Here is a 23,706-nt window from a genome sequence, read left to right as displayed (position 1 = left end):
CAGGTGGTGGTTCAGCTGCGCCAGACGTCGGCGGTCAGGGCGACCTTGCCGGAGGCCGGCACGGTGGCGGTGCGGTTGGCACCGCTCTCCCAGGTGACGTTGCCGCTCGCGTCCTTGCGCAGGTACTTGTACTCGAAGGACGTCCCGGCGGGCAGGGCGACGTCGAGCTTCCAGACGGGGTACGTCGCCGGGTCGAGCTTCAGCGCACTGCCGGGGGCCCAGCTGCCGAGGGCGGCCTGGTTGCCGGTGACGTAGATGTTCTGGCCGAGCTGGGTGGTGGCGTTGACGCCGAAGGAGGCGCCGGACTGGCCCGTGCCGGGGTCGGGGTCGGGTGTCGTGCCGCCACCGGTGCAGGTGCGGGCGCCGGTGTGCAGCGCGACGGCGGTGTTGGAGCCGAGGGTGGCGGTGAACTGGCCGGATCCGTTGACGGTGACGCCGTTGCCGGACTGGACGTCGCAGTAGTCACCGGCGGGCAGCGACGTCTGGAACGTACGGGTCAGCGAGGAGCCCTCGTGGTTGATGGCGACGTACGCCTTGGAGCCCCGGCCGAAGGCGATCTGGTCGCCGCCGTTGTCCCACCAGTTCGAGACGGCCTCGCCGCGGGCGGTGTTGCGGAAGCCGACCATGGAGGCGATCTCGCGCCAGGCGTGCTGGCACTTCCAGCCGTCGCTGTAGCAGGCGTTCACCTGGCCGCCGTTGGGCGGGCCGGCGTCCTTGTCGGACCACTCGTAGCCGGAGTGGACGTCCGGGGAGCCGTAGGGGTAGGCCAGCATGAAGACGCTCGCCAGGGTGTAGTTGGCGCCGTCCTTGTAGTTCAGCGTCTCGCCGTTGCGCTCGGTGTCGTGGTTGTCGACGAAGACCGCCGACCTGCCCGACTCCATGAAGCCCCAGCCCTCGCCGAAGTTCTTCAGGTTGGCGAGGTTCTCGTTGTTGAAGGTCTGCTTGAGGCTGCGGGCGTAACGGAACTCCTGGACGTCGCCGCTGCCGAGGTACTCGGTGGGTGAGACGGCCTCGCCCGCGCCGTAGATGGCCTCGTGCTTCCAGTACACGCCGGGGTTGCTGAGCCGGGACTTGATGTTGGCGAGGTCACCGGCCGGCATGTGCTTGGCGGCGTCGATCCGGAAGCCGTCGACACCGAGGGAGAGCAGGTCGTTGAGGTAGCCGGCGATCCTGCCGCGTACGTAGTCCTCGCCGGTGTCCAGGTCGGCGAGCCCCACCAGCTCGCAGTTCTGCACGTTGGCCCGGTCGCCGTAGTTGTTGATCTGCGACTGGCAGTCGTTCATGTCGCTGACCGAATAGGTGCCCGGGTAGTCGTACTTGGAGTACGAGGAGCCGCCGGTGCCGGTGCCGGACCCGGCGGACATGTGGTTGATGACCGAGTCGGCGATGACCTTGACGCCCGCGCCGTGGCAGGTACTGACCATGTTCGCGAAGGCCGTACGGTCACCGAGCCGGCCGGCGATCTTGTAGCTGACCGGCTGGTACGAGGTCCACCACTGGCCGCCCTGGATGTGCTCCTGGGGCGGCGAGACCTGGACGTAGCCGTAGCCGGCCGGGCCGAGGTTGTCGGTGCAGGCCTTGGCCACCGAGTCGAACTTCCACTCGAACAGCACGGCGGTGACGTCCTTCTCACCGCCCGGCGCGGCCTGGGCCGTACCGGCGGCCGCGGGGACGGCGAGAATAGCGGCGCCCAGGGCGAGGGCGAGCGCGCCGGCGGACAAGGGTCTGTGTGCCATGAGGTTCCTCCTGCGGTGGGGGAAGAGCGGGGATGGCGGAGCAGCCTCACATGGCAACGCGCCGTGCCCTCAAGGCCTATGAAGGTTCTTGCAGCAAGGATGCAAAACCCTGTGTGCCGCAGACCGTACGATCCTGACCTGCCCCGGTCAACCCCCTGGACACGAGACGATTACGTCCCGCTCACATCCGCGAAATCCTGGAGATTTCTTCCTGCAAGGTCTTACGCAAAATATTGCGGGCCTGTTAAGTTCATCCCGACTCCGGCCCGGTCGGCCGGGGGCCCGGCACCCCGGGCCCCACGCGCCCGGCCGACCGGGCCGGTCATGACGTGGAGAGGTCCGGAAGTCGCTTCCCCGCCGGCCCATCCTGGGCCGACTCCCGGACCTCTCCCGTGCGTTGCCCCGCTAGGATCACCGTCACATGAGTACCGGACGCGTTCTGCGCACCCGCGAGCGGGTGTTCATCCGCATAGCCATCGCCTTCGTCCTTCTCATCGCCCTGGGCGGCGGGCTCGGCCTGGCGGCCGAGGGGATCGAGGGCCGCACCGCCCTGCGGGACGGCCCGGTCGGCGCCCTGACCCCGACCGACCGCCGGTGCGGCAAGGAGTCCTGCGGCTGGATCGGCACGTTCACGGGCACCGAGGGCACCGTCACGGAGCGGGACGTCCAGCTGAAGGACGACGTCGAGGTCCGCCGCGGCGACACCATGCCGGGCGCGATCGACGGCGTACGGCTCGCGGAGGACGGCGGGACCGCCTACACCGCCGACTACGGCTGGCGCGCACCGGTCGTGAAGGGCGCCGCCCTCGCCGTCGTCGGCCTGGCCGTCGCGACCGGCCTCTTCCTGATGCTGCGCCGCCACCGGGCCGGACGAGCCGGCTAACGCGCCACGCGGTGGTGGAGGCAGACGACTCCGGAGCTGAAGGTGCGGGTCCCCACGAGCTCGAGATCCACCCGGCGCTCGTGCCGGGGAAGGAACGGAACGCCACCGCCGACCAGCACCGGGTGGACCATGGACCGGTACTCGTCGATCAGACCGGCCGCGCTCGCCTCGGCGGCGAGGGTCGCGCCTCCGATCGCGATCTCGCCCTCCCCCGGCTCGGCCCGCAACCTCTCGATCTCCTCCGCCAGGCCGCCGGAGGCCAGGCGGGCATTGCCCTCCACCGCCGACAGCGTGGTGGAGAACACGACCTTGGGGAGCGGCTTCCAGAGCGCGGCCCATTCGAGCATGGAGTCGTCGAGCGAGGGATCCTGGTCGGCGGTCTCCCAATACAGCATCGTCTCGTACAGCCGTCGCCCCAGCAGGTGGACGCCGACCTGCCGGAGGTCGTCGATCCAGAAGCGGAACACCTCCTCGTCGGGCGCCGTCCAGTCGAACTCGCCGTCCGGCCCGACGATGTAGCCGTCGAGCGAGACACCCATGGAATACGTCACGCTGCGCATCGGAGAAGTCCTCTCGGTGTCCTGTCGGGGTGACTCATGGGCGCGCCGCCGCGGAACGCGGCGCGTTACCGATCGGTGGGAGCTACATCGTCGAAGATCTGGTCGGATGTCGTGACGACCGCTGCGTGCGCCAACCACCGACGGAGGAGCTCCAGGTCATCGCAGGTGGTGACCCTGTCCCGGGTGGTGTCGGTGATCTCGATGCCGCGGACATTCAGGATGAGCAGGACACCCTCGGCGTGACTCTCGACGCGGCCTTCAACGCGCCCTTCGACGCGGCCTTCGGCGCGGCCTTCGTCACGGATTTCCTCGGAGAGCGGCGAGGTGTAGAAGGAGAGATCCACGGCCACCAGGTTCCTCCACTGTGATGCCGACGGGCCGATGCCGGTACGCCGCGAAGAGCAACCGGCATCGGAGGACGCGACGCTACCGATCGGCGGGAGCTACATCGTCGAAGATCTGGTCGGATGTCGTGACGACCGCTGCGTGCGCCAACCACCGACGGAGGAGCTCCGGGTCATCGCAGGTGGTGACCCTGTCCCGGGTGGTGTCGGTGATCTCGATGCCGCGGACATTCAGGATGAGCAGGACACCCTCGGCGTGACTCTCGACGCGGCCTTCGACGCGCCCTTCGGCGCGGCCTTCAACGCGCCCTTCGACGCGGCCTTCGACGCGGCCTTCGTCACGGATTTCCTCGGAGAGCGGCGAGGTGTAGAAGGAGAGATCCACGGCCACCAGGTTCCTCCACTGTTGTGCAGCCGGGCGGTTGCCCAGGCCTTGTGCGATGAATTCGACGACGGGTCCAGCGATCGCTTCCGGTGTGTCGCGCAGGGCGACGGACATCGTCTTCAGTATCGCATCGACGTCCGGATTGTCAGCGTGTGTGATGGCGGCGAGTGTGGCGAGCGGCAGATCCTTGCGGGCTTCGGCCACGTTGGTGATGACAGGCATGTTGTGCGGTCCCGCCACCAGGGGGCGGGTGGTCACCGTCGGCCATTGGGGCAGGCCGATGGTGAGAGGGCGGGCGGCCCATGCGGCGGTCGCGTGATCCTGACAGACGACCAGGAGAAGGACCGGAAGCCGGTACTTGTTGTTCAGGTACGTGACGTAGTACGGCCAGCTGGCCGTCTTGCCCGGGTCCTTCTTCCCCTGGGCCTCGACCACGAGGAGGAACGGGCCGTCGTTCTCCGTCCCGATCCGCAGGAGGGTGTCGACACGCCGTTCGAGCGGCTCGGTTTCGGTGAGATCGACGGTCACGGGCTCCGCCGACACGACGGGCGGCAGTTCGAGCCCGAGGACGCCGGAGAGCTGGGACACGAGCTCCGGGTACTCCTGGAAGATGCGGTGCATCGCTTCGTGCGGTGCGCTGACCATGGGGTTCCGTTCGGGATCAGGCGGCTGTGGGCAGGTCGGTACGGCAGTCACGGCAGTGACCGGGGTGCCGTGAGCGGAAGGCACGGTCGCACCGGTCGCAGTTCTGGAGCGGGATGACGACCACGCGCGGGCGCGCGGCTTCCAGCTCGCGCATCCCGGGCAGCGGCGGCGGCAGGAGCGTGGAGATCCGGTGCCGCAGGAGCTTGGCCGGGTGCTTCAGCGGCACGGGCAGGTCGGCGGTGAGGGCATGCCGGACGGTGTCGGGCGGGGTGTCGCGTTCGAGCCAGGCGACGACTCCGGGCGTCAGTGCGCTGATGTCCGCCTCGGACACGACGAGTTGAGGCGCGTGGCGGCGCAGATCGGCGAGCAGCGCGGAGGCCGTGCGCTGGAGCTCCAGCGTGAGGGCCTGCGGCTGCGGAAGCGGCGGGGGTGGTGCCGTACGGGCGGTAGGCGCCGGTACGAGAACCGGGGCGGGCGGCGGTGGGGACGGCACCGGTGAGGCCGTCGGCGCAGGCGCCACGGGCTCGGCCGCGCCACGCGCGGGCCGGGGCCGGGGGAAGGTGGCGGGCGCGCCGGCGGCGATCGTGCCCGGCTGGTTGTACGAGACGGTCCGGGTCACGATGCGGCCGTCGGCGAGGCGTACGCGGCTGCGGTGCAGGTATCCGGCCGACTCCAACTCCCGTAGGGCGGCGGCGATACGGGTCTCGCTCTCCGGGAAGCGCTCGGCGAGCCGCTTGATGCCGATCCTCGCCCCCTCCGGCAGCGACTGGATGTGCGCGGCCAGCCCGATCGCGACGAGGGAGAGGCCACGGTGCTGGGCGAGGTGGTTACCGATGACGGTGAAGCCTGCGGCGTGCCGGACATTGCTGTGAATCACGCCCGAAACGGCGGGCCGGGCGGACGGAGGCGCGCTAATCTGCGGGGTATCCATCAGGAAGCTTCTTCTTCCTCGGTGGTCAGGCCCTCGATCGGGATGCCAGTCCCGTCGGGGGCCGTCGCATGTCTGTGACGGTCGAGGTGAGCATATGCCCGACAACACATGCAAAATCCAGCCCAGTTGCCCTATGTCACCCAAGTGAGTGACGAAGCGCGCAGGAGGGACGGGTTGGGTTGGGGAGGGTGATTTCCCGAGTTCTTTCAAAGCATTTAGCGTCGTGGCCCACCACGTCGCGGCCCACCGGGTCGCGGGCCACCGCGACCCGGTGGCGGCGGTCACCGTACGAGGTCGAGCTCGGCCCAGACCGTCTTGCGCGGGGCAGGTCCGACGTCGATCCCCCAACGGTCCGCGAGTGCCCCGACGATCAGCAGCCCGCGCCCCGACTCCGCGTCCTCGGGCGGCACCTCGGAGGCAGGCAGCCGCTCACTGCGGGTGTCGGTCACCTCGATCCGGAGAAGCGCATCACCGTGCACCGCGAGGCGCAGCCGGAAGTCCCTGCCCGGTACGCGGCCGTGCACGGCGGCGTTGGCGGCCAACTCGGCCACGACGTGCGCGGCGGGCCCGACGGGGATCCCCCAGTCGCCCAGATGGGCCGTGGCGAGGAGCCGGGCGAGCCTGGCACCCCGGCGCGTGGGAGAGAGCAGCACAGTGAACTCCCGTGTCGGAGCGGAATGTTCGGTTCGGGTGATTTCTTGGGTCACGTCACTCAGCGTGGCCCTGCCTGCATAGCGTGAGAAGCGACAAGCCGGTTACGTACGGTGATTGTCCAGTGCTGTCCCGGCTGTCCGGAGTGACCCCCGGGGACGACACGGGTTGGGCAGGAACGACAAGCGCGTCGGAAGTGGGGCACGGATGAGCGTGGACGAGGTCGGTACGGCACGCGGCAACGACGGGGCGGACGAACCCGGCTGGGAGGTCGACCCGGACGACGAGCCGGGCGCGGCACTGGTCACCTCTGTGGGCCGCCAGATCAAGGCCTGGCGTGAGTCAGCGGGAATGCGCGCCGGTGAGTTCGGGGCCGCGATCGGGTACGGGGAGGACCTGGTCTTCAAGGTGGAGAGCGGCCGCCGCATCCCACGCCCGGAGTTCCTGGACAAGGCGGACGAAGCGCTCGGCGCAGCCGGCAAGCTCGCCATGTTCAAGAGGGAAATGGCGGAGGTCCGATACCCGAAGAAGGTGCGAGACCTGGCACGACTGGAGGCCAAGGCCGTCGAACTGGAGGCGTATCACCACCACAACATCAACGGCCTGTTGCAGACCGAGGAGCACATGAGGGCGCTGTTCGCCTCATGGTTGCCGACCTACACACAGGACGAGACGGACCGAGTGGTGGGTGCTCGTCTGGCCCGGCAATCCATCCTCCACCGGACTCCCCTGCCCTCGCTGAGCTTTGTCCAGGAGGAGGTGACACTCCGCCGCCCGGTCGGAGGCACAATGGTTCTGCGTCGCCAACTCGAACATCTCTTGGAGGTGGGGCGATTGTCGAACGTGGCAATCCAGGTGATGCCGACGTGTCGCGAGGAGCATCCCGGGACGGGTGGGCTGATCGAGGTACTGCGATTTCCCGACGGTAGTGCGGTGGGGCGATCCGAGGGGGCGTTCAGTGGCCGTCCGGTCTCCGACCCGAAGCAGCTCAGGATCCTCGGATTGCGCTATGGCATGATCCGGGCGCAGGCTCTTACGCCACGTGAGTCTCTGGCCTTCATTGAGCAACTGCTGGGAGAAACATGATCCACAAGCCCTCTGCCGAGGGAGCCACGGAGCTGGAGTGGCTCAGGAGCAGCTACAGCAGCAGCGGTGACGGCAACGACTGCGTCGAGGTGGCGGCCACAACCTCCACGATGCACGTCCGCGACTCCAAGCGCACCGTCGGCCCCCACCTCGGGTTCACCCCCACCGCGTGGGAAGCCTTCGTGACGTACGCCGCCGAGAACTGACCCGGCGGCCCGATGACGTACGTACGGTTCCAGTCGCCGCACCGGAACGGGCGCGGGCGCTCGCATACGGCTCAGTAGGTGTGCCCCGGCCAGTGCGGGTCCTCCCAGCGGGCAGGGCCGGGAATGCCGAGCAGCCGTACCGCGTCGTGCAGTTCCTCGGAGGCTCCCTGGGAGGTGAGCCGTGCGGGGGCGTGTTGGGCCAGCCACGTGCTCAGTTCGGTGACCCTCCTCTCGTCGTGGTCCCAGGCGTGCCAGGGGAGTTCGTCGCCCAGCAGGTCGCACTCCCACAGGTCCACCGCCTCCGCCAGGCGCCTGTCGGCCGTGGGGTGGGTCGTCGCGGCCCACACAGCGAGCCAGGGAGTCACGGTGTCCGAGGCCTCGGCGCACAGGGCGAAGACGTCGGGCGCCGGCACGGCCACGTCGGGTGCCGTGAGGCTGTCGGCCCACCATGCGTGCAGGAACTCCCGTACGGAGGCTGCCTGACCGGCGGGCCATCGCTGCCACCTGCCGCGCGCGAAGGACCGGCCGACGTCGCCCATGTCGAAGAGCGGCTCCACCTGGCCTTCGACAAGGGCTGCCGCGAACTGAGGCAGGATGCGGCGCAGCACCGCCCCGTGATCGCGCCAGTCGACCGCTTCCCATGTGCGGCGCAGCAGGTCCGGGTCGAGTTCCGCGTCCGGTGTCTTGAGCTGGGCGAGCTCGTCCTCGCTCCCCCAGTGGCACTCACAGTTGGCCTCGTCCGGGACGGCCGTCATCCCACGGAACGTGGCGGCGACGTCGTGCAGCGCGGCATCGAGGCGGAGACGGGCCGGTGTCGGGGCGGGGAGAGTCATGGGCGGTCGCCTTCAGGGCTCCGGACGGTCGGACCGGCCGAAGAGAGCTACGTTACCGGCCTCCGGCTCCGCCCGACGAGGGACCGGCCGGAAAACCTGTGGGGCCGGGTCCCCCCTCCGGACCCGGCCCCACGTCTTCCCGCTGACGCGCCGGCTCAGGCGACCCGCGCCGCCGCCGTCGAGCCGCGTACCACCAGCTCCGGCTGGAACACGTACTCCGTGCGCTGCACGGGGCTTCCGGCGATCTCCTCCAGCAGTGCCCCCACCGCCGCGGCCGCCATCGCCTGCACCGGCTGGCGCACCGTGGTCAGGGGCGGGTCGGTGAAGGCGATGAGCTGGGAGTCGTCGAAGCCGACGACGGAGACGTCGCGCGGGACGTCCAGGCCCCTCCCCCGGGCCGCCCTGACCACGCCGAGCGCCATCAGGTCGCTGCCGCAGACGATGCCGGTGCAGCCGCGGTCGAGCAGTGCGCCCGCCGCGACCTGACCGCCCTCGACGCTGAACAGCGTGGAGCAGACGAGGAGTTCGGCCTCGTCGCGGTCCATGTCCAGCAGCGAGACGGCCGCGTCGACGAAGCCGTCGCGCTTGCGGCGGGAGGGCACGTAACGCTGCGGTCCGATCGCCAGGCCGATCCGCCGGTGCCCGAGCTCGGCGAGGTGGCCGACGGCCATGCGTACGGCTGCCTGGTCGTCGGGGGAGACGAACGGGGCGCTGATGCGCTCGTTGTAGCCGTTGATCAGGACGAACGGCACGCCGCGTTCGGTGAGCGCGGCGTAGCGGGCCGGGTCGGCCGAGGTGTCGGCGTGCAGCCCGGACAGGAACACGATGCCGCCCACGCCCCGCTCGACGAGCTGTTCGACGAGCTCGTCCTCCGTCGCGCCGCCGGGCAGCTGGGTGCAGAGCACGGGCGTGTAGCCGTGGCCCGCGAGTACCTGCTCCACGGACTGGGCGAACGCCGGGAAGATCGGGTTGGTGAGTTCGGGCGTTACCAGTCCGATGAGTCCGGCGCTGCGCTGCCGCAGCCGTACGGGGCGTTCGTAACCGAGGATGTCGAGCGCCGCGAGCACCCGCTGACGCGTGGTGTCCGCGACGCCCGGCTTCCCGTTCAGCACCCGGCTGACGGTGGCCTCGCTGACCGCGGCCTGACCGGCGATGTCGGAGAGCCGCAGCGCCGGTCCGGTCCTGGGTGCGGGGACGGTCACACCGTCCACCACACCGTGGTGTCGGCGGGCAGCTCGACCGTGTCGCCGTCGACGGCCACCGGGCCGCCGGCCAGCAGCAGGCGGCCGGGGGCGGGGATCCGCACCGGCGCGCCCGTCGTGTTGACGGTGCAGACGAAGCCGGGGCGGCCGAGGGCCAGCACGCCGTCGGGGGCGTCCAGCCACTCGACGTCCGTGCCGGCGCCGAGGCCCGGGTGCTCGCGCCGGGTGGCGATGGCGGCGCGGTACAGCTCCAGGGTGGAGCCCTCCGTGCCGTTCTGCGCCTCGACGGAGTACGCGCCCCAGGTGGCGGGCTGCGGGAGCCAGCTGCCGCCGGCGCCGAAGCCGTACGAGCTGCCCTCGCGGGTCCACGGGATCGGCACCCTGCACCCGTCGCGGAAGCCGTCCTGGCCCTCCGCGCGGAAGAACGACGGGTCCTGGCGGGCCTCGTCGGGCAGGTCGGTGACGTCGGGCAGGCCCAGCTCCTCGCCCTGGTAGACGTAGGCGGAGCCGGGCAGGGCCAGCATCAGCAGGGTCGCCGCGCGCGCCCGGCGCAGACCGAGCTCGCCGTCGCCGGGGGTGCGGATCTGGGTGCCCAGGCCCGGCGGGTTGGCGAAGCGGGTGGTGTGCCGGGTGACGTCGTGGTTGGAGAGCACCCAGGTGGTGGGGGCCCCCACCGGACGCATCGCGTCGAGCGAGGAGTCGATGACGGCGCGCAGCTCGGCGGCGTCCCAGGCGGTCGACAGGTACTGGAAGTTGAAGGCCTGGTGCATCTCGTCGGGGCGCACGTAGTTGGCGGTGCGCTCGACGGTGGGGGTCCACGCCTCGGCGACGAGAATCCGGTCGCCGGGGTACTCGTCGAGGATGGTGCGCCAGCTGCGGTAGATCTCGTGGACGCCGTCCTGGTCGAAGAAGGGCATGACGTCATTGCCCAGCAGCTTCAGCTGGTCGTGCGATCCGAGGTCCGGGAGGCCCTCCGCCTTGACCAGGCCGTGGGCGACGTCGACGCGGAAGCCGTCGACGCCCATGTCGAGCCAGAAGCGCAGGATGGAGCGGAACTCGTCGGCGACGGCCGGGTGCTCCCAGTTGAAGTCGGGCTGCTCCGGGGCGAAGAGGTGCAGGTACCACTCGCCGGGGGTGCCGTCCGGGTTCGTGGTACGGGTCCAGGCGGGGCCGCCGAAGATGGACTCCCAGTCGTTGGGCGGGAGTTCGCCGTCGGCGCCCTTGCCGGCACGGAAGTGGTAGCGCTCGCGCAGGGCCGAGCCGGGGCCCTCGGCGAGGGCGCGCTTGAACCACTCGTGCTGGTCGGAGGAGTGGTTGGGGACCAGGTCGACGATGATGCGCAGGCCCAGGCCGTGGGCCTCGCGGATCAGCCCGTCGGCGTCGAGGAGCGTGCCGAACATCGGGTCGATCGCCCGGTAGTCGGCGACGTCGTAGCCGGCGTCGGCCTGCGGCGAGGCGTAGAAGGGGCTGAGCCAGACGGCGTCCACACCGAGGTCCCGGAGGTACGGGAGCCGCGCGGTGACACCCGCGAGGTCCCCCATGCCGTCGCCGTTGCCGTCGGCGAAGCTGCGCGGGTACACCTGGTAGATCACCGCGTCCTGCCACCAGCCGGTGGGGTGGCCCGGGGCGTCGGCGGACGTGCCGGTGGAGGGGGCAGCGAGGTGCTGGGTCATGTCGTCCCTGGGGTGTCTGGGTGGGGAGCGGCGCCGGGACCGGGTCGGGGATCCGGCGCCGCCGTGACGGGTGCGGTCGTACGGTCGTACGGGTCTGTGCGTCAGCCCATGACGCGTCGGCCCATGACGCTCAGCCCTTGACGGCGCCGGCGGACATGCCGGTGACCAGGTGCTTCTGCGCGAAGAGGAAGACCAGGGCGGCCGGGATCGCGATGAGCACGGACGCGGCGGTCATCGGGCCCCACTGGGCGCCGTACTGGTTGACGAACTTCTGCAGTCCGCCGGCGAGCGTGAGGTTCTCGTCACCGACCATGAAGGCGGAGGCGTACGCCACCTCGCCCCAGGCGGTGATGAAGGAGTAGAAGGCGGTGACCGCGAGGCCGGGCTTGGCGAGCGGCAGGATCAGCCGCCAGAACGTGCCGAACGGGGTGAGTCCGTCGACCTGGCCCGACTCGTCGATCTCGCGCGGGATCGTGTCGAAGAAGCCCTTCATCATCCAGGCGCAGAAGGGCACCGAGATGGTGAGGTAGGTGATGACGAGGCCGGCCGGCTGGTTGAGCAGGCCCATCGTCGACATGATGTTGTAGATCGGCACGATGAGGACGGCGACCGGGAACATCTGGGTGACGAGCAGGGTCCACATCAGGCCGCGCTTGCCGGGGAAGCGGAAGCGGCTGACGGCGTAGCCGGTGGTGGCGGAGACGAAGACTCCGATGACGGTGGAGAGTCCCGCGACGATCACGGAGTTCGCGAACCAGCTCAGGAACTCGGTGTCCTTGATCAGGTTCGTGTAGTTCTCGAACGTCGTCTCTTTGAAGAAGCTCGTGGTCGAGGCGTACTTCGCGGGCTTCAGCGAGGTCAGCAGGACCCACAGCACCGGGAAGACCGCGATCACCGAGGTGACGATCAGGGTGAGGTGCAGGGCCAGGGAGGCGGCGGGCGAGCGCTCGCCGCGCTTGCGGACCTTGCGGGCGCTGTGCCGGGCGGAGGTTGCCGTAACGGTGGTCACCAGTTGTCTCCCTGCGTGCGGAGCACTCGCCGGTACACCATGGCGAAGAGCATCAGGAGTACGAGGATCAGCACGCCCCAGGTGGAGGACTGCGCGAAGTCGCGCGGGCTGATCTCGAAGGAGAATTTGTAGGCCTGGGTCACCAGGATCTGGGTGGCCTCACCGGGTCCGCCGCGGGTCAGCAGGAAGATCACCGGGAACATGTTGAAGGTCCAGATGGTGGAGAGCAGGACCACCGTGGTGGAGACCGGGCGCAGTCCGGGGAGCGTGACGTGGCGGAAGCGCTGCCAGGCGGTGGCCCCGTCCATCTCCGCGGCCTCGTACTGCTCGGAGGGGATCGACTGCAGTCCGCCGAGCAGGGCGACCATCATGAACGGCACGCCGAGCCAGACGTTGACGGCGATGACGGAGAACTTGGCCCAGGCGGGGTCGTTCAGCCAGGGTATGCCGTCGATCCCGGCACCGCCGAGGATCTTGTTCAGCAGGCCGTTGTTCTCGTTGTAGAGGAAGCGCCAGGCGAAGACCGAGACGAAGCCGGGGATCGCCCAGGGCAGGATCAGCGCCATGCGGTAGGCGGAGCGGCCGGCGATCCTGCGGTTGAGGATGTTGGCGAGGGCCATGCCCAGGCAGAAGGTGATGGTCACACAGGAGACCGTCCACACCAGCGTCCAGCCGAGCGTGCCGAGGAACTGGTTGCCGGTCAGGGCATCGGCGTAGTTGTCCAGGCCCACGAACTCGTACGTGGCGGGCATCTTGTTGACGCCGATGGACCGGGCGACGTTGCGCTCGTCGGCGTCGGTCATCGACAGCCAGATACCGCGGACCAGCGGGTAGCCGATGATCACGCCGATCACGAGCACGACGGGGGCGACCATGGTCCAGGCGTACCAGTGGACCGAGAGGGCGCGCCGGAGCTTGCTCGGTGGAGCGGATTTACCAGTACCGCGGCTCCGGCCGCGGGCGACGTCGTCGCCCGCGGCCTTCGCCACCGACTGGCTGGTGTGGACAGCCATCAGTCGGCCTGCCTTCCTGTGTTACTTCCAGCCCTTGAGGAGCTTGCGGTAGGAGTCGCCGGTCGCCTTGGCGGCCTTCTCCGGCGTGGTCTGGCCGGTGAGCACCTTGGTGTACTCGACGTTCAGCGGGGCGAAGAGGCTGCCGGTCTCCGGGATCCAGGGGCGCTCGACCGAGCTCTCGACGACGGGCTTGAAGAACTGGACGATCTCGCTGTCCACGGCCTCCTTCTTGGAGTACGCGGAGGTGCGGGTCGGCAGCAGGTTCAGCTCACCGGCGGTCTGCGCCTGGGACTCGACCGAGGTCATGTAGTCGACGAAGGCGTAGGAGGCGTCGAGGTTCTTGGAGCCCGCGTAGACGCCGAGGTTGTGGCCGCCCTGCGGGGCGCCCTGCGCGGCGGAGCCGGCCGGCACCGTGGAGATGCCGAGGTTCGCCTTGTCGGTGAACTCCTTGCCGGTCAGCGTGTCGGCCACGGCCCAGGGGCCGTTGATCATCATCGCGACGTCGCCGTTCTTGAACGCCGACATCATGTTCTCCCAGCCGTCCGTGGCGTCGGTCTTCGCCGTCCCGGATTCGACGAGGTCCTTCACGACACCGAAGGCCTTGACGCCCTCGGCGTTGTCCACGGTGACGGTCTTCGCGTCGGCGTCGACCAGGTCGCCGCCCTCGCCGTAGAGGAAGGAGAGGAAGTAGTACGAGTCGTCGCCGCGCAGGTAGAGACCGGTCTTGCCGGTCTTGTCCTTGATCTTCTTGGCGATGGACTTCAGGTCGGCGATCTTCGCGGGCGGCTCGACGCCGGCGTCCGCGAACATCTTCTTGTTGTAGAAGATGCCCATGGAGTCGATCACCTGCGGGACGGCGTACGTCTTGCCCTTGTACTTCGTCGACGCGGCGGCCTGCTTGAGGAAGTCGTCCTGGTCCTTCAGCGCCGCGGTGCCGTCCAGCGGGGCGAGGTAGCCGAGGTCGGCGAACTCGGGGGTCCAGGCGACCTCGGAGCGGATGACGTCGGGGGCGCCGGAACCGGCCTGGGCCGCGTTCTTGAACTTGTTCTGCGCCTCGCCGAAGGGGACGTTGACGTACTTGACGTCGACCTTCGGGTGCTTCTTCTCGAAGCCCTCGGCGATCTTCTTGAAGACCTTGTCCTCGCTGCCGACGTTCGAGGTGTCCCACCACGTCACCGTGCCGGAGAGCTCACCCGAGCTCTTGCTGCCGCCGGTCTCGTCGTCGCTGCCGCAAGCGGTCGCCGCGAGCGCCAGGGTCGCGACCAGGGCGGTGGCCGTTATGCCACGTCGCATCTGAACTCCTTCAACTGCCGTACCGCTCCGTCGCGGCGCCGGGTCGACGTGAACGTAACAAGGATGAAAGACGACCGAAAGACTTTGCGGAAGATTTCTGCAAGCGCTGCTGATCGTTACATTGGCGTGTCCGCAAGGTTGCCGTCAAGCCTCTTGACGGAAGCCCTTTCACCCTGCCCACGCCTGGCCAGGCCCGCTGTGGCAGCGGTAAGACGATCCCACCGGGGTGGCCGGGCCGGACCCGCAAGGCCTTGCAAGATGTTGCCGCGCGGAGGCCGCCGGCCGGTGATCGCCGGGCCGGAGTGCCCGGATCCCGTGCATGGTGGGCAATCCGACACGCGCCCGGTACAGTCCATTGCCATGACCGCACGGCTTGCCGATATCGCAACTCAGGCGGGGGTCAGCGAAGCGACGGTCAGCCGCGTACTGAACGGCAAGCCCGGTGTCGCTGCGGCCACCCGTGAATCCGTCCTCGCGGCGCTCGACGTCCTCGGGTACGAGCGGCCCGTCCGGCTGCGCCGTCGCAGCGCCGGACTCGTCGGCCTGATCACGCCGGAGCTGGAGAACCCGATCTTCCCAGCGCTGGCCCAGGTCATCGGCCAGGCGCTCACCAGGCAGGGCTACACACCGGTGCTGGCGACACAGACGCCGGGCGGCTCCACCGAGGACGAGCTCACCGAGATGCTCGTCGACCGCGGTGTCTCGGGGATCATCTTCGTCTCCGGACTGCACGCCGACACCTCCGCCGACATGCAGCGCTACGAGCAACTGCGCGCCCAGGGTGTCCCCTTCGTCCTGGTCAACGGCTTCTCCCCCAAGGTGCAGGCCCCGTTCATCTCCCCCGACGACCGGGCGGCGATGCGGCTCGCGGTGACACATCTGGTCGCGCTGGGTCACCAGCGCATCGGCCTGGCGGTCGGACCCAAGCGTTTCGTGCCGGTGCTCCGCAAGATCGAGGGGTTCCACGCCACGATGCGGGAGCAGCTGGATCTCACCGCCGACGCCGTGGAGGAGCTGATCCAGCACTCCCTGTACACACTGGAGGGCGGCCAGGCCGCAGCCTCGGCGCTGATGGAACGCGGCTGCACCGCGGTGGTGTGCGCGAGCGACATGATGGCGCTCGGTGCGATCCGGGCGGCCCGCCGGCTGTCGAAGGACGTTCCGCGCGACCTCTCGGTGGTCGGGTACGACGACTCGCCCCTCATAGCCTTCACCGATCCTCCGCTGACCACGATCCGGCAGCCGGTGACCGCGATGGGCCAGGCCGCGGTGCGCACCCTGCTGGAGGAGATCGGCGGCACGCCCGCACCGCACAGCGAGTTCGTGTTCATGCCCGAACTCGTCGTACGCGGTTCAACCGCCTCGGGTCCGGGCCCCTCCCCGGCTCCCGGCTCCCGTCGGTGACGTACTGGATGTGCGACCGGATCCCGATCGGAGGATCATCGGGCGGAGGGGGACGTATCTGGCAGACTCTGCGCCTATGGGTGAATCGCACGTGACCACGCAGGAAGACCGCACGGCGGCCACCCCGTCACCCGTCGCGGACGGGATGGCGGTGTCCGGTTCGACGCGGGCGACGCCCCTGTCACGGATGCGCCGCGCCCGGCCCTCACTCCGTTCGCTGCGCTCCCCGCGCCGCCCGCGCCTCTGGTTCGAGATCCTTCTGATCGGGGTCAGTTACTGGCTCTACTCGCTGGTGCGCAACGCCGTCCCGGAGCAGAAGGCCGCGGCCCTGCGGAACGCCGACTGGATCTGGTCCCTGGAGCACACCTTCGGGCTCGCCTTCGAGGAGACGGTCAACCGGGCCGTCAATTCGGTGACATGGCTGATCGTGTCGATGAACTACTACTACGCGACGCTGCACTTCATCGTCACCATCGGTGTGCTCATCTGGCTGTTCCGCCGCCATCCGGGCCGCTATGCGGCGGCCCGCCTGATCCTCTTCGCCACCACGGCGGTGGCCCTGCTCGGCTACTACGTCTTCCCGCTGGCACCGCCCCGGCTGATGAGGGGCGGCGGCTTCATCGACACGGTGATGCTGCACCAGACATGGGGCTCGATGGCCTCGGGCAACTTCAAGCACATGTCGAACCAGTACGCGGCGATGCCGTCGATGCACATCGGCTGGTCCCTGTGGTGCGGTCTGACCATGTGCGTGCTGGCCACCGCCCCCTGGGCGCGCATCCTGGGCGCCCTGTACCCGGTGGCCACGCTGGTCGTGATCGTGGCGACGGCGAACCACTTCTGGCTGGACGCGGTGGGCGGGATGGCCTGTCTGACGTTCGGCATCGCCCTCTCCTACGCCTGGTACGGGTCGCTGCCGCACCGCCTGCCGAAGCGGGTGCAGCGTCCCGGCGCGGCCCGTCTGCGCGCCCTGCGGAGGCCGCCCGCCCGGGCGCCCCGGCTGGGGCCCCGGGCCGACACGTCCACGTCACCCGCCGGAACGGGCACGCCCGGCGACTGAGGTGCTGCCGCCCGCACGACCCGCGGCACCACCCGTCCCACCCCCGGGCAGCACCCGCCGTGTCACCCCGCGGCGCCGTAGAACCGCTCCTCGACGACCGCCCGGGCCCGCCGGGTGATCCGCCGGTAGTCCTCCAGCATGTCCCCCGCGTGCCCCGGCTCGTAGCCGAGGTACCGGCCCACCGCCGTGAGCTCACGCGGGTTCGAGGGGAACGTGTCGCCCGGCCGCCCCCGCACCAGCATCACCGCGTTGCGCACGCGTGAGGCCAGGACCCACGCCTCGTCCAGCGTCTGCGCCTCCTCGGCCGGGATCAGCCCCGCCGCGCACGCCGCCGCCAGCGCCTCACGCGTGCGCGGGGTGCGCAGCCCGGGTTCCTCCCAGCCGTGCTGCATCTGCATCAGCTGGACCGTCCACTCGACGTCGCTGAGCCCGCCGCGGCCCAGCTTGGTGTGGAGCGTCGGGTCGGCGCCGCGCGGCATGCGCTCGGACTCCATGCGTGCCTTGAGCCGCCGGATCTCCCGGACCGCGTCGTCGCCCAGCCCCTCCGCCGGGTAGCGCAGCGGGTCGATGAGCTCGACGAACGCGCGGCCCAGCTCCGCGTCGCCGGCCACCGGATCGGCGCGCAGCAGTGCCTGGCTCTCCCAGATCAGCGACCAGCGCCGGTAGTAGGCCTCGTACGACTTCAGGGTGCGTGCCAGGGGCCCCGTCTTGCCCTCCGGCCGCAGGTCGGCGTCGATGAGCAGCGGCGGGTCGGCGGTCGGCAGCTCCAGCAGTCTGCGCATCTCGGTGACGACGGCGTTCGCGGCCCGGGCCGCCTCCTCGTCGCTGACCCCGTCGCGGGGTTCGTGCACGAAGAGGACGTCCGCGTCGGAGCCGTAACCCAGCTCGTGCCCGCCGAAGCGTCCCATCCCGATGACGGTGAACCGGGTCGGCAGGGTGTCGCCCCACCGCTCCCGGACGGCGGCGCGCAGGGCCCCGGAGAGGGTGGCCGCGTTGAGGTCGGTGACCGCGGACCCGACCCGGTCGGCGAGGGCGCCCGGGTCGGGTTCGGCCGGGTTGTCCTCGGTGCCGTACGAGCCGATGATGTCGGCCGCCGTCGTACGGAACAGCTCCCGCCGCCGTACCCCGCGCGCCACCGCGACGGCCGCTTCGGCGCCGGGGGCGCGGCCGACCGCGGCCAGCACCTCCTGTTCCAGGTGGCCCCGGCTGCGCGGCTTCAGCCCCTCCGGGTCGCCGAGGATGGCGACGGCCTCCGGGGCCCGCATCAGCAGGTCGGGGGCGAGGCGGCCGGCGGACAGGACCCGGGCGAGGTTCTCGGCGGCGGCTCCCTCGTCGCGCAGCAGCCGCAGGTACCACGGGGTCTTGCCGAGGGCGTCGGACACCTGGCGGAAGCCGAGGAGCCCGGCGTCCGGGTCGGCGGAGTCCGCGAACCAGCCGAGCAGCACCGGCAGCAGCGTGCGCTGGATCGCGGCCTTCCGGGAGACGCCCGACGACAGGGCTTCCAGGTGGCGCAGCGCGGCGGCGGGATCGGCGTAACCGAGGGCCTCCAGCCGGACGACGGCGGCCTTGGCGCTGAGCCTGCTCTCGCCGGGGGCGAGCTGGGCGACGGCGTCCAGGAGCGGCCGGTAGAAGAGCTTCTCGTGCAGCCGCCGTACGACGGAGGCGTGCCGCCGCCAGGCCCGGTTGAGCTCGGCGACCGGGTCCGTGCGCAGTCCGAGGGAGCGCCCGAGCCTGCGCAGGTCGGCCTCGTCCTCGGGGACGAGGTGGGTGCGGCGCAGCCGGTAGAGCTGGATGCGGTGCTCCATGGCGCGCAGGAAGCGGTACGCCTCGTCCAGCTGCGCGGCGTCCGCCCGCCCGACGTATCCGCCGTCGGCGAGGGCCCGCAGGGCCTCCAGGGTGGAGCCGGCGTGCAGGGAGCTGTCGCTGCGGCCGTGGACGAGCTGGAGCAGCTGGACGGCGAACTCGACGTCCCGGAGTCCGCCAGGGCCGAGCTTGAGCTCCCGGTCGACGCGGTCGACGGGGATGTTGTCGACGACGCGGCGGCGCATCTTCTGTACGTCGCCGACGAAGTTCTCCCGGTCCGCGGCCTGCCACACCAGCGGGGACACGGCCTCGACGTACGCCGCCCCGAGCTCGGGGTCCCCGGCGACCGGCCGGGCCTTGAGCAGCGCCTGGAACTCCCAGGTCTTGGCCCAGCGCTGGTAGTACGCGAGGTGCGAGGTCAGGGTCCGTACCAGTGGTCCGTTGCGGCCCTCGGGGCGGAGGTTGGCGTCGACGGGCCAGATGGTGCCCTCGACGGTGGTGTCGGAGCAGATCCGCATCAGATGGGCGACGAGCCGGGTGGCGGCCTGCATGGCGCCGCTCTCCTCCGCGCCCTCGATGGGCTCGCCCACGAAGATCACGTCGACGTCGGACACGTAGTTCAGCTCGTGGCCGCCGCACTTGCCCATCGCGATGACGGCGATCCGGCACTGCGCGGCGTCGGAGGGCGCGTCGGCGCGGGCGATGGCGAGCGCCGCCCGCAGGGTGGCCGTCGCCAGGTCGGCGAGCTCGGCGGCGACCTGCGCGACATCCGTCGTCCCGCACACGTCGCGGGCCGCGATGGACAGCAGGGACCTGCGGTAGGCGACCCGCAGCGAGTCCGGGTCGACGGCGTCGCTGAGCATGTCCTCGAACTCGGGGACCCCGGGGTGCAGATCGGTGGCCTCGTAGGTGACCAGCACCTGCCAGTCGCGGGGGTGCCGTGCCAGGTGGTCCCCGAGCGCCTCGGAGGCGCCGAGGGCGCCGAGGAGCCGGTCCCGCAGCGGTTTGGCCGTGACGAGCGTGTCCAGCAGGATCTGCCGTTCGTCGGCCTCCTCGGCCTCGACGAGCCGTACGAGCCCGTGGAGGGCCAGATCGGGGTCGGCGGTCGCTCCGAGGGCCTCGAAGAGGACGGGATCGGCCCGTACGGAGGAGAGCTCGGGCAGGTCCAGCAGCCTTTCGGCGGCGGACGGGTCGGTGAAACCGTGCCGCAGCAGTCGGGTGAACGTACTGCTCCTGCGCCCCGGCACCGTCGTCATCCTGTGTCTCCTGCCCGCCGATCACACATGTCCGCCCTTCGAGCCTAGCCCCCGCCGATGAATTCGGAGCGGGAGCGGAGTCCGCACTTCACGGGGACGATCGGGGAGAGGACCCCGCACGCCGCGACACCGCTCCTGGAGGCCCGAAATGCCGGAGAAGGACACCCCCGACGCCGCCGAGACCAGCCTGGACCCGCACTACAGCAGCGAGGGAGCCACCGCCCGCCCCTGGGCGGAGGCGGTCGCGCTGCTGGAGCGCGCGGAGCTGTACTGGCTGTCCACGGTCCGGCCCGACGGCCGCCCGCACGTCACCCCGCTGATCGGTCTCTGGTCGCAGGGTGCGCTGCACTTCTGCACGGGGCCCTCGGAACGCAAGGCGCGCAACCTGGCGGCCAACCCGGAGGTCGTCCTCACGACCGGCGCCAACTCGCTGACCCACGGGTTCGACGTGGTGGTCGAGGGCCGGGCCGCCCGGGTGACGGACGAACGGCGGCTGATCGCACTGGCCGAGGCCTGGGAGACGAAGTACGGCGCCGACTGGCACTTCGGCGTCACCGACGGCATGTTCTCCAACGGTGCGGGCGGCCGTGCGGAGGTCTTCGCGGTGGCCCCCAGCACGGCCTTCGGCTTCGCCAAGGGAGACCCGTACGGCCAGACGCGCTGGCTCTTCGCCTGAGCCCTGGCGCCCGGGGCCCCCGGCACCCCTGGCCCGCCGGCTACCGGGGCCGGGTGCCGATGACGACGGTGGCGTACAGCTCCTCGGAGACGACGACGCGCGCGGTCAGTCCGCCGCTCCCCACCGTCTCCTCGGCGCGCGCCGCCTGCCGCTCGCTCGTCTCCACCAGCAGACTGCCGCCGGGGGCCAGCCAGTCGGTCGCCTCCGCGACGACGCGCCGCATCACGTCGAGCCCGTCGCCGCCTCCGTCGAGCGCGACGAGCGGCTCGTGGATGCGGGCCTCGGCGGGCAGCAGCCCGACGTCCTCGGTGGGCACGTACGGCACGTTGGCGAGCAGGACGTCGACCCTGCCCCGCAGCGACCGGGGCAGGGGCGCGAAGAGGTCGCCCTCGTAGACGGTGCCGTGTGTTCCCACGTTGCGCCGGGCGCAGCGCACGGCGGCGGGTTCGACGTCGGCGGCGTGCAGTTCGGCCTCACGCAGCGAGGAGACGAGTGCCCTGCCGAGGGCGCCCGTACCGCAGCAGAGGTCGACGACGACCGCCCGGTCGGGTGCGAGCGCCTCGGCCTGCCGTACGAGGAATTCCGTACGCCGCCGGGGCACGAAGACCCCGGGGTCCACGTCGATCCGCAGCCCGCAGAACTCGGCCCAGCCGAGGACGTGTTCGAGCGGCAGGCCGGCGACGCGGCGTTCCAGCATGGCGGCGAGTCCGGCGGGGTCGGCCGCCGTGGAGAGGAGGAGCTCCGCCTCGTCCTCGGCGAAGACACAGCCGGCGGTGCGGAGTTCGGTGACGAGGGCGGAGAAGGTGAGCGGGGGGACGAATTCCTGCATGGTGCGGAGCCTTTCGGGATGACCGATGGGCGCTCCGCGATCGCTCAGGCCCGGTGGGCCGTACGACGGCGAGGGGTGAGCGCCCAGCCTGCTGAAGCGGTAATGGGTCTCACCTCCTGGGTCGGTCCCGTCTTCGGGAGGGGTCACACTACCCGAACCGGGCCGCGCCCCTCATCGCTCTTCCGCTCCTCCTCGGGGCAGGTGGGCGCCGGGTGTGCGGCCGTAGGCCCGGCGGAACACGTCGATGAAGGCGCTGGCGGACGACCAGCCGCAGGCGTGCGCCACGGTGGTGACGGGGGTTCCCTCGGCGAGCATCACCAGGGCGCGGTAGAGGCGGAGCTGGGTGCGCCACTGGGGGAACGTCATGCCGAGGTCGCTCCTGAACAGCCGGGACAGGGTGCGGTCGCTCGCGCCGACCTCCCTGCCCAGCGCGGCGAGTGTGCGCGGGTCGCCCGGGTCGGCGTGCAGGATCGCGCAGAGGGCCCGCAGCGCGGGGGCGGTGGGGGCGGGCAGGTGCACGGGCATCTGGGGCGAGGCGCGCAACTGGTCGAGGAGCACGGCCCGCAGCCGACGGCGGGCGGGGCTCCCGTCGTCGGGGGCACGCGTGTAGGCGAGGATCAGTTCGCGCAGCAGGGGGCCGACCGTCAGCACGGCCGGCTCGTCCAGGCCGAGCGGGTTCTCCGCCGGGGGCAGCCCGACCAGGTGGAGTTCGAGTCCGCCGTGGGCCTGATGGGCGTGGACGGTCCCGGCGGGCACCCAGACCGCGCGGTTGGCGGGCGCGACCCACGTGCCCGCCCCTGTGGTGACGGCCAGCACTCCACGCGCCGCGTAGACGATCTGGTGGTCGTCGTGGCGGTGGGCGTCGATGGCAGCCCCGGGTGCGACCCACTGGCTGCGGGTGGGCGCGGTCGGCTGGTGGCGGAATTCCGGCATCGGTCGGCAGATTATCGGAAGCGCGACGGGGTGCGGGGCCGTGACGATGACGGTGTGCCAGCGAACAGAACGATCCTCCTGCTGTCGGTCGGGCACGGCTGCGTGGACGTCTACCAGGGCTCCGTGGCCGCGCTCATCCCCTTCTTCGTCGCCGAGCGGTCGTACACCTATGCGGTGGCGTCGGGCATCGTGCTCGCCGCGTCGCTGCTGTCCTCGGTCGCCCAGCCGCTGTTCGGCGTGCTCACCGACCGGTGGGCGCTGCCGTGGCTGCTGCCGGCGAGCACGCTGCTGGGCGGGGCGGGGGTCGCGCTGAGCGGCCTCGGCGGTTCGTACGCCCTGACCCTGGTGTTCGTCGCGGTGTCCGGTGTCGGGGTCGCGGCCTACCACCCCGAGTCGGCGCGTGTCGCGCGGATCGCCTCCCTGGGCAGCCACACCGCGATGGGCTGGTTCTCGCTCGGCGGCAACATCGGCTTCGCCGCCGCGCCGTTCATGGTCACGGCCGCGATCGCCGCCGGGGGCCTGCGCTTCACACCCCTGCTGATCCTGCCGGCCCTGGTGGGCAGCGTCCTGTGCCTGCCCGTGCTGCGTGCCCTGAGGAGGGCCGACGCGGCGGCGGGGAAGGGGAGTTCGGCGCCACCGGCGGAGCGGGAGCACGACGACACCAGGTCGTTCGTCAAGCTGTCGTGCGCGGTGGCCTTCCGGTCCGTGGCGTTCATGGGCCTGAGCACGTTCATCGCGCTCTACGCCCGGCAGCGCACGGGCGGCGGCACGACGTCGGGCACGGTGGCGCTGTCCGTGCTGTACCTCGGCGGCGCGGTGGGCACCGTGCTCGGGGGCCGGCTCGCCACCCGGTTCGACCGGGTCGCCGTGGTACGCGGCGCGTACCTGGCGGGCATCGTCGCCGTCGCGGGCACGGTGCTCGTCCCGGGGCCCGCCCTGTACCTCTTCGTGGCGCTGACCTCCGCGAGCCTGTACGTCCCGTTCTCGCTCCAGGTGACGCTCGGTCAGGACTACCTGCCGTCGCGGATGGGCACGGCGAGCGGGATCACTCTCGGGCTGGCGGTCAGCGTGGGCGGCGTCGCCGGTCCCCTGATCGGGGCGCTGGCCGACGCGACGTCCCTGCGTACGGCCCTGCTTCCGCTGATCCTCATGCCGGGACTGGCCTGTCTGATGGTGAGCACGCTCCGGGAGCCGCCCGTGCACCGGCTCGTGGCGCCCGCGCCGGTGCCCGAGCGGCAGCCCTGAACAGGGACCGGCGGGGCCCCGGGCACGGTCCGGCCGGGGCCCCGGGCGGG

At 70.9% G+C, this 23,706-nt stretch carries 22 protein-coding genes; 7 read left to right on the top strand and 15 right to left on the bottom strand.

Going from position 1 to position 23,706, the window contains the following annotated elements:
* Window positions 1–11 precede the first annotated feature (11 nt).
* Entirely contained in the window at window positions 12–1,736 is a 1,725-nt protein-coding gene (locus ACIRD8_RS02160; RefSeq protein ID WP_403985052.1) for a carbohydrate-binding module family 20 domain-containing protein, read from the bottom strand.
* Window positions 1,737–2,157: 421 nt separating this feature from the next.
* Here ACIRD8_RS02160 and ACIRD8_RS02155 point away from each other — a divergent pair, with 421 nt between their 5' ends.
* A complete protein-coding gene (locus ACIRD8_RS02155; protein WP_403985050.1) occupies window positions 2,158–2,619 on the top strand; it encodes a hypothetical protein in 462 nt (153 codons plus the stop codon).
* On the opposite strand, the gene ACIRD8_RS02150 is transcribed toward ACIRD8_RS02155, so the two are convergent.
* The 5 genes from ACIRD8_RS02150 to ACIRD8_RS02130 all read right to left on the bottom strand — a co-directional run bounded on the left by ACIRD8_RS02150 (window position 2,616) and on the right by ACIRD8_RS02130 (window position 6,191).
* Complete coding sequence (locus tag ACIRD8_RS02150; protein WP_403985048.1) at window positions 2,616–3,179, bottom strand: dihydrofolate reductase family protein; 564 nt, start codon at window positions 3,177–3,179, stop codon at window positions 2,616–2,618. The genes ACIRD8_RS02155 and ACIRD8_RS02150 overlap by 4 nt on opposite strands.
* Before the next feature lie 65 nt (window positions 3,180–3,244).
* Window positions 3,245–3,529, bottom strand: coding sequence for a hypothetical protein (locus ACIRD8_RS02145; protein WP_403985046.1), 285 nt, complete (start codon window positions 3,527–3,529; stop codon window positions 3,245–3,247).
* Between the two features lie 76 nt (window positions 3,530–3,605).
* Window positions 3,606–4,553, bottom strand: a complete 948-nt coding sequence (locus ACIRD8_RS02140) for a hypothetical protein (RefSeq protein WP_403985044.1) — start codon at window positions 4,551–4,553, stop codon at window positions 3,606–3,608.
* A gap of 16 nt (window positions 4,554–4,569) precedes the next feature.
* Window positions 4,570–5,484 carry a helix-turn-helix domain-containing protein gene (locus tag ACIRD8_RS02135; RefSeq protein WP_403985042.1) on the bottom strand — a complete coding sequence of 305 codons (915 nt, stop codon included), beginning with the start codon at window positions 5,482–5,484 and terminating at the stop codon, window positions 4,570–4,572.
* A 281-nt stretch (window positions 5,485–5,765) separates the two neighbouring features.
* A complete protein-coding gene (locus ACIRD8_RS02130; RefSeq protein ID WP_403985040.1) occupies window positions 5,766–6,191 on the bottom strand; it encodes an ATP-binding protein in 426 nt (141 codons plus the stop codon).
* 151 nt (window positions 6,192–6,342) lie between these two features.
* Here ACIRD8_RS02130 and ACIRD8_RS02125 point away from each other — a divergent pair, with 151 nt between their 5' ends.
* Both ACIRD8_RS02125 and ACIRD8_RS02120 read left to right on the top strand, forming a co-directional pair.
* Window positions 6,343–7,221, top strand: coding sequence for a helix-turn-helix transcriptional regulator (locus tag ACIRD8_RS02125; RefSeq protein ID WP_403985038.1), 879 nt, complete (start codon window positions 6,343–6,345; stop codon window positions 7,219–7,221).
* The gene (locus ACIRD8_RS02120; RefSeq protein WP_403985036.1) at window positions 7,218–7,427 is read left to right on the top strand and encodes a DUF397 domain-containing protein; all 210 of its coding nucleotides are present in this window, start codon (window positions 7,218–7,220) and stop codon (window positions 7,425–7,427) included. The genes ACIRD8_RS02125 and ACIRD8_RS02120 overlap by 4 nt, the downstream gene beginning before the upstream one ends.
* A gap of 71 nt (window positions 7,428–7,498) precedes the next feature.
* On the opposite strand, the gene ACIRD8_RS02115 is transcribed toward ACIRD8_RS02120, so the two are convergent.
* From ACIRD8_RS02115 to ACIRD8_RS02090, 6 genes are all read right to left on the bottom strand, one after another.
* Window positions 7,499–8,260, bottom strand: a complete 762-nt coding sequence (locus ACIRD8_RS02115; protein WP_403985034.1) for a hypothetical protein — start codon at window positions 8,258–8,260, stop codon at window positions 7,499–7,501.
* Between the two features lie 155 nt (window positions 8,261–8,415).
* Window positions 8,416–9,474, bottom strand: coding sequence for a LacI family DNA-binding transcriptional regulator (locus ACIRD8_RS02110; RefSeq protein ID WP_403985032.1), 1,059 nt, complete (start codon window positions 9,472–9,474; stop codon window positions 8,416–8,418).
* The gene (locus ACIRD8_RS02105) at window positions 9,459–11,135 is read right to left on the bottom strand and encodes a glycoside hydrolase family 13 protein (protein WP_403985030.1); all 1,677 of its coding nucleotides are present in this window, start codon (window positions 11,133–11,135) and stop codon (window positions 9,459–9,461) included. Before ACIRD8_RS02105 ends, ACIRD8_RS02110 begins: the two co-directional genes overlap by 16 nt.
* A gap of 130 nt (window positions 11,136–11,265) precedes the next feature.
* Window positions 11,266–12,144, bottom strand: coding sequence for a sugar ABC transporter permease (locus ACIRD8_RS02100; RefSeq protein ID WP_403985028.1), 879 nt, complete (start codon window positions 12,142–12,144; stop codon window positions 11,266–11,268).
* Complete coding sequence (locus ACIRD8_RS02095; protein WP_403985026.1) at window positions 12,141–13,157, bottom strand: carbohydrate ABC transporter permease; 1,017 nt, start codon at window positions 13,155–13,157, stop codon at window positions 12,141–12,143. Before ACIRD8_RS02095 ends, ACIRD8_RS02100 begins: the two co-directional genes overlap by 4 nt.
* Before the next feature lie 21 nt (window positions 13,158–13,178).
* A complete protein-coding gene (locus ACIRD8_RS02090; RefSeq protein WP_403985024.1) occupies window positions 13,179–14,450 on the bottom strand; it encodes an extracellular solute-binding protein in 1,272 nt (423 codons plus the stop codon).
* 360 nt (window positions 14,451–14,810) lie between these two features.
* Here ACIRD8_RS02090 and ACIRD8_RS02085 point away from each other — a divergent pair, with 360 nt between their 5' ends.
* The gene (locus tag ACIRD8_RS02085) at window positions 14,811–15,854 is read left to right on the top strand and encodes a LacI family DNA-binding transcriptional regulator (RefSeq protein ID WP_403985022.1); all 1,044 of its coding nucleotides are present in this window, start codon (window positions 14,811–14,813) and stop codon (window positions 15,852–15,854) included.
* Window positions 15,855–16,041: 187 nt separating this feature from the next.
* Window positions 16,042–16,914, top strand: a complete 873-nt coding sequence (locus ACIRD8_RS02080; protein WP_403985625.1) for a phosphatase PAP2 family protein — start codon at window positions 16,042–16,044, stop codon at window positions 16,912–16,914.
* Between the two features lie 62 nt (window positions 16,915–16,976).
* Here ACIRD8_RS02080 and ACIRD8_RS02075 read toward each other — a convergent pair whose 3' ends face one another.
* A complete protein-coding gene (locus ACIRD8_RS02075) occupies window positions 16,977–19,973 on the bottom strand; it encodes a bifunctional [glutamine synthetase] adenylyltransferase/[glutamine synthetase]-adenylyl-L-tyrosine phosphorylase (protein ID WP_403985020.1) in 2,997 nt (998 codons plus the stop codon).
* Window positions 19,974–20,121: 148 nt separating this feature from the next.
* Here ACIRD8_RS02075 and ACIRD8_RS02070 point away from each other — a divergent pair, with 148 nt between their 5' ends.
* Window positions 20,122–20,649: a pyridoxamine 5'-phosphate oxidase family protein gene (locus ACIRD8_RS02070; RefSeq protein ID WP_403985018.1), complete on the top strand. Its 528-nt coding sequence runs from the start codon at window positions 20,122–20,124 to the stop codon at window positions 20,647–20,649.
* Between the two features lie 40 nt (window positions 20,650–20,689).
* On the opposite strand, the gene ACIRD8_RS02065 is transcribed toward ACIRD8_RS02070, so the two are convergent.
* A complete protein-coding gene (locus ACIRD8_RS02065; protein ID WP_403985016.1) occupies window positions 20,690–21,478 on the bottom strand; it encodes a putative protein N(5)-glutamine methyltransferase in 789 nt (262 codons plus the stop codon).
* Between the two features lie 171 nt (window positions 21,479–21,649).
* Window positions 21,650–22,411: an AraC family transcriptional regulator gene (locus ACIRD8_RS02060; protein WP_403985014.1), complete on the bottom strand. Its 762-nt coding sequence runs from the start codon at window positions 22,409–22,411 to the stop codon at window positions 21,650–21,652.
* A 54-nt stretch (window positions 22,412–22,465) separates the two neighbouring features.
* Here ACIRD8_RS02060 and ACIRD8_RS02055 point away from each other — a divergent pair, with 54 nt between their 5' ends.
* Window positions 22,466–23,656: an MFS transporter gene (locus tag ACIRD8_RS02055; RefSeq protein WP_403985012.1), complete on the top strand. Its 1,191-nt coding sequence runs from the start codon at window positions 22,466–22,468 to the stop codon at window positions 23,654–23,656.
* The last annotated feature ends 50 nt before the right edge of the window (window positions 23,657–23,706 follow it).

The organism is Streptomyces sp. NPDC102451, from assembly GCF_044765485.1.
Lineage (GTDB): Bacteria > Actinomycetota > Actinomycetes > Streptomycetales > Streptomycetaceae > Streptomyces.
Note: the sequence above shows the minus strand (reverse complement) of the source record. Positions and strands in the feature narration are given on the sequence as shown.